Origin of the sequence: Flavobacterium johnsoniae, assembly GCF_030388325.1 — a bacterium.
Lineage (GTDB): Bacteria > Bacteroidota > Bacteroidia > Flavobacteriales > Flavobacteriaceae > Flavobacterium > Flavobacterium johnsoniae_C.
Map to the genome: position 1 here is coordinate 2,038,230 of NZ_CP103794.1, position 13,663 is coordinate 2,051,892.

The window sequence follows — 13,663 nt, forward strand, 5'->3', positions numbered from 1 at the left end:
TATTTTTCTTTGCGCCTTTGTGTCTTTGCGAGAGCTAAAAAAGTTTGCTTAATAGAAACTTAAAAAAATCTCGCAAAGACGCAAAGGCGCAAAGTTTTTTAAATTAAACAGTAAGAATTTTGACTGTTTTACAGTTGAATTTTAGAATAATTCCTCATAATTATGTAAATTGTTAAGGTTTAAATTTTACATTTTTGTAAAATGACCAATTTATGCTTTTCCCAAGCATTTAAACTTAACGATTTTACTTAGGTATGAATAAGAAATCCATTCATTATTTAAAAAAAACACTTCGTATACTGCTTTGGTGTGTGGGTTCTTTGATTACACTTTTGTTACTTCTCATTATTTTAATTCAAGTTCCGTCGGTTCAAAATTTCGTTAAAGATAAAGCGATTACTTACCTTCAAGGCAAAATTAAAACCAAAGTTTCTTTAGACCATATTTCTATAAAATTTCCAAAAGATGTAGTTCTTGAAGGTTTCTATTTTGAAGATCAAAAAAAAGATACTTTGCTGGCTGGTAATCGTTTAGAAGTCGATGTTGATCTTTTTAAATTGGTTAGCAGCGAACTAGAAATCAATTCGGTTTCTCTTGAAAATGTAAAAGCGAATATTTCAAGAAATAAAGAAGGCGTTTTCAATTTCGACTACATTATAAAAGCGTTTGAATCTAAAGAGCCAAAAGTTGAAGATCCAAATGCTAAACCTTTCAAAATTTCGGTTGTGAAAGTAAATCTCGATCAAGTTAAATTCAATTTTAAAGATGATTTTTCTAAAAATGATATTCGTGTAAATCTGACACATTTTGATACTAAATTCAAAGAATTTGATTTGGATAAAATGAATTTTAATATTCCAAACATCAATTTGAATGGATTGAAAGTCGTTTTAGATCAAGATGTTGTGGAGAAAATTGCTGAAGTTTCGGTAAAAACTGTCGATACAATTTCGAAACGCCCAGATTTCAATTTAAATCTTGGAAAAGTTGCACTTTCTAAAATTGATATTTTATACGATAATAAAGATTCAAAACTTAATTCGGGCATTCGTTTAGGAAATTTGAATTTAGCGGTCAATAAAATTGATTTAAACAATCAGCTTTTAGATTTCGATACTTTCGAAGTAAAAAACCTAAGCGGAAATCTAAGATTAGGAGCAAAAGACAAACAGATTGATGCGCCAAATTTAGATACAACTTCTATAAAACAAGCGGGTTGGAAAGTAAAATTGAAAGATACAAATCTAGAAAATATAGCTTTCAAATTTGATGATATGCAATCGAAACCAAAAACAAAAGGTTTAGATTACGCGCATTTAGATTTGAGTAAATTCAATTTCAAAGCCGAAAAATTATATTATGGAAATGATACTATCTCTGGAAATATCAAAACATTAACCGTAAACGAAAAAAGCGGTTTACAAATTCAAGCTTTAAAAACAGATTTCTTTTACGGACCAAAAAATGCTTCGTTGGATAATTTGTATTTGAAAACGCCGCAAACGCTTGTACAAGATAAAGTTAAAGCAGAATATAAATCACTTGAATCACTTCAAAAAGATTTAGGAAATCTGGCGATTGATGCCAATTTAAAGCAATCCAAAATCGGTTTTAAAGACGTTCTATTGTTTGTTCCCGATCTTCAAAATACAAATCCGTTTAAGAGTAATCCAAATGCGATTCTTTACGTTGATAGCCGTGTAAGCGGAAAAGTAAAAGATTTGAATATTTCGAAATTTGAAATGAGCGGAATTGGCTCTACAAAAGTTTCGATTTCGGGGAAAATCGCTGGCTTGCCCGATGCACAAAAAGCCTATTACGATTTGAATATTAAAAAGATTTCGAGCACTGCAAAAGACATTAATATGTTTGTGCCGGCGGGAACAATTCCGAAGAATATTCAAATTCCGTCGCAATTAAGTTTGCAAGGAAAATTCAAAGGTTCTGTTCAGAATTTCAAAACGAATCTGGCTTTAAACAGCAGTTTCGGAAATGCAAAAGTTGATGCTTTATTTGATCAGCGCATTAAAAAAAGAGAAAAATACGATGCAACGGTTTATTTTCTTGATTTCGATTTAGGACGATTAATTAAAAATGATTCGATTGGAAAAATTACGCTTAAAGCGAAAGTAAAAGGAACCGGTTTAGACCCAAAAACGGCAAATGCAGCAATCGACGGTTTGGTGCAAAAAGCGGTTTTTAATCGATACACTTACAAAGATTTGGCTTTAAAAGGAAATATCGAAAATGGTTCTTTTGCAGTAAAATCTGGAATGAAAGATCCGAATCTAAATTTTGATTTAACGGCTTCGGGCGATACAAAAGATAAATATCCGACTGTAAAATTGAAACTAAACTTGGATATTGCCGATTTAGAAAAACTCAATCTGCATGCCGGTCCGATGAAACTTCGCGGAAATGTCGATGCGGATATTACAAATAGTAATCCTGATTATTTGAACGGAAAAGTTTTTCTTTCGAATGTTCAAATTTTGCAAGACAAAGAACCAATTGTTCTGGATTCGGTTCGTGTAATTGCTTTTTCAGATGATTCTCGAAATAATATTAAAGTTTCTTCTCAGTTTTTAAAAGCAGAAGTTGACGGAAAATACAAATTGACAACACTTGCTGCAGCGATGAAAAAATCGTTGTCAAAATATATCGATTTGAAAAATCCTAAAGCAAAAGGCGAATCTGATGAGCAAAGATTGGCTTTTACGCTTACCGTAGACAATGATCCGATTTTGTTTAAATTGGTTCCGAAACTAACAGGTTTAGAGCCAATTAAAATTACTGGAAAATACAATAATGTAACAGATTCTTTGGAAGTTAGAGGAACAATTCCGAGAATTACTTACGGCGATAACACGATTTCTGACGGAAAAATAAATATTGAAGCTAAAGAAAATGCCCTAGAATATTCTATTTCTATTGCAACAATTGAAAGCGGTTCTTTAAAAATTCCGTTTACGAGTTTAAAAGGGCAAGTTCAGAATAATATTTTAGATTACGCACTTGAAGTTCAGGATGCTAAACAAAAACAACAATATTTTATTGCGGGTGAATTTAAAGCGGAAGATTCTAAAAACATCTTAAAATTAGATGCCGAAAATTTTGTTTTAAATTATGATAAATGGAATGTTGATCCAGAAAATGCAATCGAATTTGGAGAAAAACGACTTTACGTCAACAAGTTTAATCTGAATAATAACGGAAATGAATTAAAAGTTCAATCGCAAGGAACTCAAGATAATGCGCCTTTGCAAGTCGATTTTGTAAACTTCAAAATTGAGACCATTATGAATATGGTTAAAAAAGACGAATTGTTAATGCAAGGTTTGATTAATGGAAATGCGTTGGTAGAAAATGTAATGACGAATCCGACTTTTACATCCGATTTAAAAATTGATGATTTTACTTTTAAGGGAGATAAAGTTGGCGATTTAGAGATAAAGGTTGACAATAAAACCGCGAACACACTTGCCGCAAATGTAAGTTTGAGCGATGAAGGAAACGACTTGAAATTAACTGGCGATTATAAATTGGACGCTGGAACTTTTGATTTTGATGTCGATATTAATAAGTTGAATATCAAAAGTATTCAAGGTTTTAGTATGGACAATATTACCGAAGGATCGGGATATTTATCTGGAAATTTTAATATTACAGGAAATACAGAAACGCCAAGAATTAACGGAGAATTGAATTTTAATGACGCTGCTTTCAGAGTAACTCAATTGAATTCTTATTTTAAAATTGGGAAAGAAAAAATCACGTTTAATAACGAAACCATTTCATTTGATAAATTCTCTCTTTTTGATGAAAATGATAACGAATTGTACGTAAACGGAAATATAAAATCGGCTGATTTTAGAAAATACAATTTCGATTTACTGGTTGAAGCTGATAATTTTAGAGCAATTAATTCGAAAGCAAAAGACAACGATTTATTCTACGGAGATTTATTTTTAGATACAAAACTAAATATAAAAGGCGATTTGGATAGTCCGGTTGTCGACGGATCAATCAAAATCAATAAAGAAACCAAATTTACGGTTGTAATGCCACAATCAGATCCTTCTATAGCAGATCGTGAAGGAATTGTAGAATTTGTAGATGAAGACAATGTGTATCTCAAACAAACTGTAGATATGCAGAATAAATTGAATCAGTCTGAAATAAAAGGAATGGATGTTAATGTCGCGATTTCGATTGATAAAGAAGCAGAATTAACTTTGCTGATTGATAAATCAAATGGCGATTATTTGAATTTGAAAGGAGAAGCAGAATTAGTTGGCGGAATCGATCAATCTGGAAAAACAACTTTGACTGGAAAATATGAGTTTTCGGATGGTTCATATCAGATGAATTTCAACGGAATAAAAAGAAAATTCGATATCCAAAAAGGAAGTTTTATTACCTGGAATGGCGAACCGACAATGGCGACTTTAAATATAACTGCAATTTACAAAGTCAATACAGCTCCAATTGATTTGTTAGGAAATCAATTGAAAGGAGAATCTCAGACGGTTCAAAATACATACAAACAAAAACTTCCTTTTCAGACTTTACTGAAAATGAATGGAGAATTATTGAAACCAGAAATTTCATTCGGAATTGTACTTCCTGAAGGAAATTATAATGTTTCTTCGGATGTTGTAGAACTTACTCAAGCCAAATTAAAACAGTTGGAACAAGATCCAGCAGAACTTAATAAGCAGGTTTTCGCACTTTTATTATTGAACAGATTTGTGGGCGAAAATCCGTTTTCTAGTGAAAGCGGCGGTACAAATGCAGAATCTTTTGCTAGACAAAGTGTGAGCAAGATTCTTTCTCAGCAATTAAATAATCTTGCAGGAGATTTAATTACAGGATTTGAAGTCAATTTCGATTTAGAATCGACAGAAGATTACACAACAGGAACGATGCAAAACAGAACAGATCTAAATGTTGAAGTTTCTAAAAAATTACTCGACGATCGATTGAAGGTTACCGTTGGAAGCAGTTTTGGTGTGGAAGGACAAGAACGTGCCAACGAAGAAAGCACCAACATTGCGGGCGATGTGGCGTTAGATTATCAATTAACAAAAGACGGACGTTATATGGTTCGTGCGTATCGTAAAAACCAATATCAAGTTGCGGTTGAAGGTCAGGTTATAGAAACTGGAGTTGCTTTTGTAATTACTATGAGTTACAATAAATTCAGAGAACTTTTCCATCGTACAGAAGAAGAAAAACAATTGATAAAAGAAGAAAAAATCCGCAAAGAGAAAGAAAAGCAAAAGAAGAAAGCGGATAAAGAAAAAGAAAAACTGCAGGAAAACGAAGATGAAAATCAAATTAAAGGAAATGAGCAAAAAACATAATCATATAAAAGCCTATTTTATAAAGTGTACAGCACTCCTTGCTTTATTTTTTGTTTTAGGATGCAGTAATACAAAATACCTTCCTGAAGGCGATTTGCTTTATACAGGCGGTTCGGTTACAATTAAAGATTCGATTATGAAAAAGAAAGATCGAAAAGCTTTAGAAACAGAACTAGAAGGTTTGTTGCGTCCAAAACCTAACAAACAAATTTTTGGTTTACGACCAAAATTATTGATTTACAATCTTGCTGGAGAACCCAAAAAAGACAAAGGAACGAGATATTGGCTGCGCAATAAAGTAGGAGAAGCGCCAGTACTTTTCAGTCAAGTAGATTTAGATTATAACGCTTCTGTTTTGCGAAACTTTGCCGAAAATAGAGGTTATTTTAAAGTTAGAGTTAGTGCCGATTCGACTGTTCGAAATAAAAGAGTTACAGCGGAATATACCGTTACACCTAAAAAACAATACATTATAAAAAGCGTTATTTTTCCCGACGACTCTTTAAAAATGTCTAAAATCATTGCAAAAAGCCATAGAAGAAGTTTATTAAAAGTTGGAAATCCATACGATCTGGATGTTATTAAAGCGGAAAGAGAAAGAATCGACGCACGATTAAAGGAGAAAGGATATTTCTATTTTAATCCAGATTATATTTTGGCAAAGGTTGACAGCAGTAAAGGAGATCACGAAGTAAAAATCAGATTGGTTATAAAAGATGATACGCCTGCAAAAGCAATGACGGCTTATAAAATTGATAAAATCTTCGTTTATCCAAATTATTCTCTAACCAATGACAGCGCAGTTTATAGAAAAAGAAATATTACCCAATACAAAGATTTTACGATAATTGATACCACAGATACTTTTAAACCAAGAATTTACGACCGAACAATTTACTTTAAAAAAGGCGATGTTTACAACCGAAAAGACCATAATTTGACTTTAAATCGATTTGTAAATCTTGGAACTTTCAGTTTTGTTAAGAACGAATTTAAGCCGTCAGATTCAATTCCGAATACTTTAGATTCTTATTACTATCTTACACTATTGCCTAAAAAGTTTATTCGTGTTGAGGTAATCGGAAAAACCAATTCGGCGAGTTATACGGGTACAGAATTAAACGTAAACTGGAACAATCGAAACTTTTTTAAAGGAGCAGAATTGTTTACGGCTTCGGTTTTTGGAGGAGCAGATTTTCAGTTAGGAGGAGCAAACAAAGGTAAAAATATTTACAAACTTGGAGGAGAAGTTAGCTTGACTTGGCCACGATTTATTACGCCATTTAATATTGAAGGAAACAGCGAATTTGTTCCAAGAACCAAAGCGACAATACGTTACGAATATCAAAAAAGAACACAGTTGTATGCCTTGAATTCATTTAATACTTCATTTGGTTATTTGTGGAAGGAAAATATTCGTAAAGAACACCAGTTAAATGTGATTGATGTAACATATGTAAGTCCTAATCATGTTACGGCAGAATATATGGCAGATATTGATCAAGATGAAGCGCTAAGAAGGGTAATCGAAAAGCAGTTAATTTTTGGTCCAACCTATAATTATACGTACACCAATACGATGCAAAAACGCCGAAAAAACACCATCTATTTTAATGGTGAATTAGATTTGGCAGGAAATTTAACTGGTATGATAACGGGGGCAAATATCAAAAAAAATGATACGATTAAAATATTCGATGTTCCTTTCAGCCAGTATGTGAAAATTAAAACTGATTTTAGACATTATCTAAAACTAGGAAAAGAAAGTGAGCTAGCTAGCAGATTAATAGTTGGAGCTGGATTTGCCTACGGAAATTCGAATGCGTTACCAACATCTAAGCAATTTGTTGTTGGAGGAACAAATAGTATTCGAGCTTTTAGAGCGCGAACTTTAGGTCCAGGAAGTTATGTTATTCCGCCGCCGACAAATAATAATTTTACTCCAGATCAATCTGCCGATTTAAAATTAGAGTTTAATACAGAATATCGAGCAAAGCTTTTTAGTATTGTTCGAGGTGCAGTTTTTTTAGATGCCGGAAATATTTGGCTTTTGCATGCCGATCCGAATAAACCAGGAGCTGAAATTTCTAAAGATTTTATGAAAGAACTTGCAGTTGGAGCAGGAGCAGGTTTACGTTTCGATTTATCATTTTTGATTTTAAGAACCGATTTAGCCATTCCGCTTAGAAATCCAGCTTTACCAGACGGACAAAGATGGGTTATTGATGATATTAATTTTGGAAGCAGTTCTTGGCGAAAAGACAATCTTATTTTGAATATTGCGATTGGATATCCATTCTAAGATTTTCGTTTTTTATTTTGCCACGAATTTCACAAATTTCCACTAATTCTAAATTGATTCGCTTTTGAAAAAAATTACTGTAATTCGTGAAATTCGTGGCAGAAAAAACTAAAAAAAGAAGTAAATTGCTCTTAAATATTTTAGTAGAATGCAAAACTTGATCAAAAGAATTATTGGAGTTAGTGTCATCGTTTTATTAATTGTTTTGGCTTTTAAATATTGCCAGTTCAAAAAAAAAGACGATTCAGATATTGAATATAATACCAATTTAATTCAGCAGCAGATTCTTAATGTTGGTAAATTGGTTGTCACCGAAGGTCATTTTTCTGAGGTTATTACCTATAAAAATCAGCAGAAATATTTAATGGATATGGTTTCTTTTGAAAAGAAAGCCTTAGTTGTTGTAAATGCAAATGTTACCGTTGCCTACGATTTGCATCAAATTAAATATGATATTGATGAAAAGAATAAAACGATTACGATTTTAAATATTCCAAAAGAAGAAATCACAATAAATCCTGATATTAAGTTTTATGATGTCGAACAAAGCAAGCTGAATCCGTTTACTGGAGACGATTATAATAAAATCAATAAATCGGTAAAAGCAAATCTGGCTAAAAAAATCGAAAAATCTACATTAAAAACAAACGCTCAAAATAGATTAATTAGCGAATTGTCTAAGATTTTAATTCTAACCAATTCAATGGGCTGGAAACTGCAATACAACGGTAAAACTATCGAATCTGAAACGGAGTTAACTCAGGATTTGAAATTGTAGTTTTAAAAGAATCTCGCAAAGACGCGAAGTCGCAAAGCAAACTTATTAAGTAAAAAACTTTGCGACTTCGCGTCTTTGCGAGATAAAAATAAGTTTTATCAAAAATAACTTCGCGCCTTAGTGCCTTTGTGGCAAATTATCAAAAATCAAATCCAATCCGCCAGAAATTAAATGCGCAATTTCAGGGCGTTTTATTTTCAATTGATCTAAATGAACCAATATTTCTTGAAGTAATTGTTTTTCATCAGAATCTTTTAAAAGTTCAGCAATTTCAATACTTAAAAGCCAGTCATTAGAATGGTTGATTTTTAGTTTCTCAAAAACAGGCTGCAGTTCAGTTTTAGATTCTTTATTGTTTCTGATATTTCGAACAGATGCATATAAAATCTCTAATTCATCACGCTCTTCAGTATGTTTTGCTTTTATCGTTTTTGTTGACGGAACAATATTAATCAAGTCAAAACTATTTACATCGGCTGGTCCAGAGAAAGCAGAAATTACTTTTTTACCAATTGCCATATCATAATTACCCCATTCAGGTTGAAACAAAACAGTTTCTCCATGAGTTACAGTACAGTTTTTAAAACTGATTAAAATGATTTCTCCATGAAGATTTCTAGAACCTGTAATTATTTCGCCTTCAACAATAATGTTGCCTTCAAATTCAAGTTTTATCTTTTCGCCTTCTACTATACTGTAAGCCTGTAAATCCATCGGACTCATATCTTCAATGGCAAGATTGAAACCTTTCAATTTCCCAATCGGGCTTCCAAATCCATGCGGATGTGTTAAAGTTCCGTGACCAACTAATTCTTTTTCACGATTAGAAAGTGCTGTTTTTCCTGTAGTTTGAATATAAACAGGTTTTCCTTCTTCTTCAATTACATTAGTAAAAACTCCAGAAATTTGTAAGCCTGTACTCAACTCAATTGTTCCTAAAGCATTCGACTGAATTAGTTTTTTAATTCCAGAAAGCCCTCCAGTTCGTAAAGCCATTTTATTGGCAAATTCTTCCAGAATTAGACTTAAATGAGAAAAAGTTGGAGTAACATAAAGTTGAGGTTGCAATTGCGTAATGTCAAAATTTTGATTGGCAGCCGAAATATCATAAGGAATTTTCTTTACGTTATCCGTCATACAGTGTGCACTTTCACCAATAGAAGAAAGCAATCCAGCACCATAAATTTTCGGATTTTCAACAGTTCCAATCAAACCGTATTCAACTGTCCACCAATGTAAGTTTCTAATTTGCGCCATTTCAGACAATTCGGCCATATCATTTTGTAAATCGGAAACTGCTTTTTCAGCTTCGTCAATTTTTTCTTGTGGAGTATCTTCGGCTTCTTTCAAAATAGAAAGCAAACGAATCGCCTCGTACATTTGATAATCTTTATGAGAAGAGATCGCTTTACAGCCAATTTCTCCAAAACGTCTTAAATATTCTGCATATTCAGGATTGGCAATAATAGGAGCGTGGCCGGCACCTTCGTGAATGATGTCTGGAGCGGGAGTATATTCAATATGTTCTAATTGTCTGATATCAGAAGCGATAACCAAAACATTATAAGCTTGAAATTCCATAAAGGCATTTGGAGGAATAAACCCGTCAACGGCAACCGCTGCCCAACCAATTTCGCTCAGAATTCGGTTCATGCCGTACATGCTCGGAATAGAATCAACTTCGATTCCTGTTTTGCGTAAACCTTCCAAATAAGAATGATGCGCCACTTTAGAAAGATAATCTACATTTTTACGCATCACATATCGCCAAACCGCTTGATTGATAGGAGTATAATCGCTATAATCTTGAGGTTTAATAAATTGCTGTAAATGTTTAGGCAATTTTTCTAATAACGGATTGGTTTCAATATTTGGATTCATTTCGAAAACTTTCAAGGTTAAAATGTAAAATTACGAATTTAAACCGCCTTTTTTGTGATAATAATCACAAAAGTTTTGTTCAAAAGAATGTTTATTGCGTTTTTGTGAGTTTTTGGCGTTTAAGATTTCTTAATAGAATTTCTCATTTCGTTTTCAGCATTCCTAAAATATTCAATTTTATGACTGAACATGAAAGCCATATTGGTAGCGCGCATTTTAGCTTCTTCAGTAATTGGTCCAGCAAATTGTGAATCAATTGTCGAATTAAAAATGGCAATCCATCGGTCAAAATGTGTTTTGTCTACTGGTAATTGCTTGTGCGGTGGAAACGGTGTTCCTGAATAAGCTCGAACATCAAATAAAATGGTTTGCCAAAAGCCGTACATTTTCTGTAAATGTGGTTCCCAGCGATCTTGCAGTTTGTCATTAAAAATAGGACCGATTAAATCGTCTTTTCTAACATTGCCATAAAAGCTGTCAACCATTTGCTTAATGTCTTCTATTGTGGAAATATCTTTAAGAGTTGCCATTTTTTCTGTATTTAAAGTAGGTGCAAAAATACAATTTATCTTTCTTTTACTTTCCTGATATTTATCATTAACCCCTTTAATTACTCATAAAAAAAGCATTTTGTAAGGATTTGTATAGATTGATAGTTTTTTGATGAGTTATTTTGATTTTAATAGGTAAGTTTTTTATGATTTTTAATTTTTTAAAATATTGATTATTAATATTTTAAAAAATAATTAGATGAGTTTTTGTTATATCAAAATTTTGAATTTGATGTGTATTTGTAAAGTATTATAAATGAGAATATTGTAAAAATACTCATAATATTGTGGTGTTTTAGTAAAATAAAACCGAATAAATGAGAAAAAACTAATTATCAAACCACAAAACCACAAAAAATGCACAAAACTACTCAAACACCTACCAATCGGGTAAGTAAAGCGTTGCAGCTATTAGTTTGCAGTTCGCTTTTATTTTTAAACAGCTTAAATGCTCAGACCGTAACTCCGTGGATGACCACTGGAGATCAAACTAAATTATTGCAACAGCAAGCTTCCGTAAGTTTCGGAACTAATTCGGGAACAAATCCTTCTACAATCACAGTAAATGCAGGAACAACGTATCAAACGATGGATGGATTTGGTTATACGCTAACCGAAGGGAGTTGCGAAGTAATCAGCGCGATGGCTGCGACGCAACAAAATCAGTTATTAAATGATTTGTACAATCCAACAACTGGACTAAATGCGAGCGTTGTTCGTATCAGTATTGCGGCTTCTGACTTAAGTAGTTCTTCTTACAGTTACAACGAAACTTCGGGCGATACGAATATGAACAATTTTAGTTTGAATGGACCGGATTTGACGTATTTAATTCCGATTATCAAAAAGATTCAGCAAATTAATCCGAACATTAAAATTTTGGCGACACCTTGGTCTGCTCCAAGATGGATGAAAACAAATGGCTCTTGGATTGGAGGTTCTTTGCAAACGCAATATTATGCTGCGTATGCGAGATATTTCGTGAAATATTTTGATGCTATGAAAGCACAAGGTATTAATATTTGGGCAATTACACCACAAAACGAACCAGAAAATCCACATAATGAACCAAGTATGTTAATGAATTCTACCGAACAAAAGAATTTTATCAATCAACAACTTGGACCTCAAATGGCTGCAGCGGGTTATGGAAATGTAAAAATCATTGCTTTTGATCATAATTGCGACAATCCAGATTATCCAATCGATGTTTTAAATAACAGCAGTTATGTCGATGGAGCGGCATTTCATTTGTACTTAGGAAATATTGCGAATATGTCGACTGTAAAAACTCAAACGGGAAAAAACGTTTATTTTACAGAACAATATACTGGCGCGGGCGGAAGTTTTAGCGGAGATTTTGGCTGGCATATGCAAAACGTTGTTATTGGAAGTACAACCAATTGGTCTAAAACAGTTTTGGAGTGGAATGCTGCTAATAATCCAAGTTTTGGTCCGAGAACTCCGGGAGGATGTACAAGTTGTTTAGGCGCAATTACAGTTAATAATAGTACAAGTTATACTAGAAATGTTGCTTATTATATCATTGGGCAGATTTCGAAATTTGTAAAATCAGGAGCAGTAAGAATTGCTTCTTCTAGTACAAACGGAAGCATTGCTTCAGTTGCATTTAAAAACCCCGATGGATCAACGGCGCTTGTTGTTTATAACTCTGGCGGATCGTCAAATACAATAAAAGTTGTTTCAGGCTCGTCAGCATTCAATTATGCAGTTCCTGCTTCATCGGCGGTTACGTTCAATTGGGGAACGGCAAATCCAATTGCGGTTACAGGAGTAAGTGTAAGTCCAACTTCTGCAACAATTACGGCTGGACAAACACAGCAATTATCAGCTACGGTTTCTCCAAATAATGCAACAAATACTGCCGTAAATTGGAGTTCAAGTAATACTTCAGTTGCAACTGTAAATTCAAACGGACTAGTTTCTGCCGTTTCTGCTGGAAATGCTACCATTACTGTAACGACTGTTGATGGTGCAAAAACAGCAACAAGCGCAATAACGGTAACAGCTGCAACAACTGGTTTTCCAGGATATTATAATATCATTTCAAGAAATAGCAATAAAGGTTTAGATGTTGCCGATAATTCTACCACGAGCGGAGGACGTATTCAGCAATACGATATAACAAATGGAGGAGGAAATAACCAGCGCTGGAAATTTGTTTCGGCGGGAAGCGGAAATTATTACATTATTGTAAAATCAACAGGTATGTATTTAGCTGTTGAAAATAATGGAACAGCAAATGGACTAAAAGTACAGCAAAAATCGTTTTCAAGTTCTAATGAATTTAAATGGACAGTCGCTAGTCTTGGCGGAGGTTACTATAAAATTACCAATGTAAATACAGGCAAATCTCTAGATGTTGAAAACGTTTCTACAGCAAACGGAGCAAATATTCAAGTTTGGGATTATTCTGGAGGATTAAATCAGCAATGGCAACTTGTTCAGGTTGAATCTTCAGCGGCAAAAAAATCTTTGGCTGCTCAAGAAATTCCAGTCGAAGAGAACAACTCAAATGATATGACGATTTTTGTTGATAAGAACAATAATCATTTAAAAATCGATACTAATCATGAAGGAATTGCTGATGTTGAGATTTTCAATGTAACAGGACAGCCCGTTTTGAAAAAGACTATAAATTTTATAAAAGGAAATCAAAACGCGATTGAGATTTCAAGACTTCCAAAAGGAGTTTACATTGTAAAAGTAAACGATGGTCAAGGATCTTATTCTAAAAAAGTATTAAAGCAATAAGTAGAGTCCA

At 33.2% G+C, this 13,663-nt stretch carries 6 protein-coding genes; 4 read left to right on the top strand and 2 right to left on the bottom strand.

The genetic code is table 11. From position 1 onward, the window contains the following. Window positions 1-254: 254 nt before the first annotated feature. The 3 genes from NYQ10_RS09025 to NYQ10_RS09035 all read left to right on the top strand — a co-directional run bounded on the left by NYQ10_RS09025 (window position 255) and on the right by NYQ10_RS09035 (window position 8,446). On the top strand, window positions 255-5,366 hold the full coding sequence (locus NYQ10_RS09025) for a translocation/assembly module TamB domain-containing protein (protein WP_289880134.1): 5,112 nt from the start codon (window positions 255-257) through the stop codon (window positions 5,364-5,366). Further along, window positions 5,350-7,668 (top strand): BamA/TamA family outer membrane protein, encoded by a 2,319-nt coding sequence (locus NYQ10_RS09030; protein ID WP_289880136.1) that lies wholly within the window; start codon window positions 5,350-5,352, stop codon window positions 7,666-7,668. Before NYQ10_RS09025 ends, NYQ10_RS09030 begins: the two co-directional genes overlap by 17 nt. 148 nt (window positions 7,669-7,816) lie before the next feature. After that, entirely contained in the window at window positions 7,817-8,446 is a 630-nt protein-coding gene (locus NYQ10_RS09035) for a DUF4230 domain-containing protein (protein WP_289880137.1), read from the top strand. 117 nt (window positions 8,447-8,563) lie between these two features. Here NYQ10_RS09035 and NYQ10_RS09040 read toward each other — a convergent pair whose 3' ends face one another. Together NYQ10_RS09040 and NYQ10_RS09045 are read right to left on the bottom strand one after the other, a co-directional pair. Beyond that, window positions 8,564-10,327, bottom strand: a complete 1,764-nt coding sequence (locus NYQ10_RS09040; RefSeq protein ID WP_289880140.1) for an aromatic amino acid hydroxylase — start codon at window positions 10,325-10,327, stop codon at window positions 8,564-8,566. 119 nt (window positions 10,328-10,446) lie between these two features. After that, window positions 10,447-10,857 carry a group III truncated hemoglobin gene (locus NYQ10_RS09045; protein ID WP_289880142.1) on the bottom strand — a complete coding sequence of 137 codons (411 nt, stop codon included), beginning with the start codon at window positions 10,855-10,857 and terminating at the stop codon, window positions 10,447-10,449. Between the two features lie 378 nt (window positions 10,858-11,235). On the opposite strand from NYQ10_RS09045, the gene NYQ10_RS09050 reads away from it, so the two are divergent. After that, window positions 11,236-13,653 carry an RICIN domain-containing protein gene (locus NYQ10_RS09050; protein WP_289880144.1) on the top strand — a complete coding sequence of 806 codons (2,418 nt, stop codon included), beginning with the start codon at window positions 11,236-11,238 and terminating at the stop codon, window positions 13,651-13,653. The last annotated feature ends 10 nt before the right edge of the window (window positions 13,654-13,663 follow it).

Coding starts and splice junctions, on each gene's coding strand:
- NYQ10_RS09025 (WP_289880134.1), top strand. CDS start 255: ATGAATAAGAAATCCATTCATTATTTAAAAAAAACACTTCGTATACTG.
- NYQ10_RS09030 (WP_289880136.1), top strand. CDS start 5,350: ATGAGCAAAAAACATAATCATATAAAAGCCTATTTTATAAAGTGTACA.
- NYQ10_RS09035 (WP_289880137.1), top strand. CDS start 7,817: ATGCAAAACTTGATCAAAAGAATTATTGGAGTTAGTGTCATCGTTTTA.
- NYQ10_RS09040 (WP_289880140.1), bottom strand. CDS start 10,327: ATGAATCCAAATATTGAAACCAATCCGTTATTAGAAAAATTGCCTAAA.
- NYQ10_RS09045 (WP_289880142.1), bottom strand. CDS start 10,857: ATGGCAACTCTTAAAGATATTTCCACAATAGAAGACATTAAGCAAATG.
- NYQ10_RS09050 (WP_289880144.1), top strand. CDS start 11,236: ATGCACAAAACTACTCAAACACCTACCAATCGGGTAAGTAAAGCGTTG.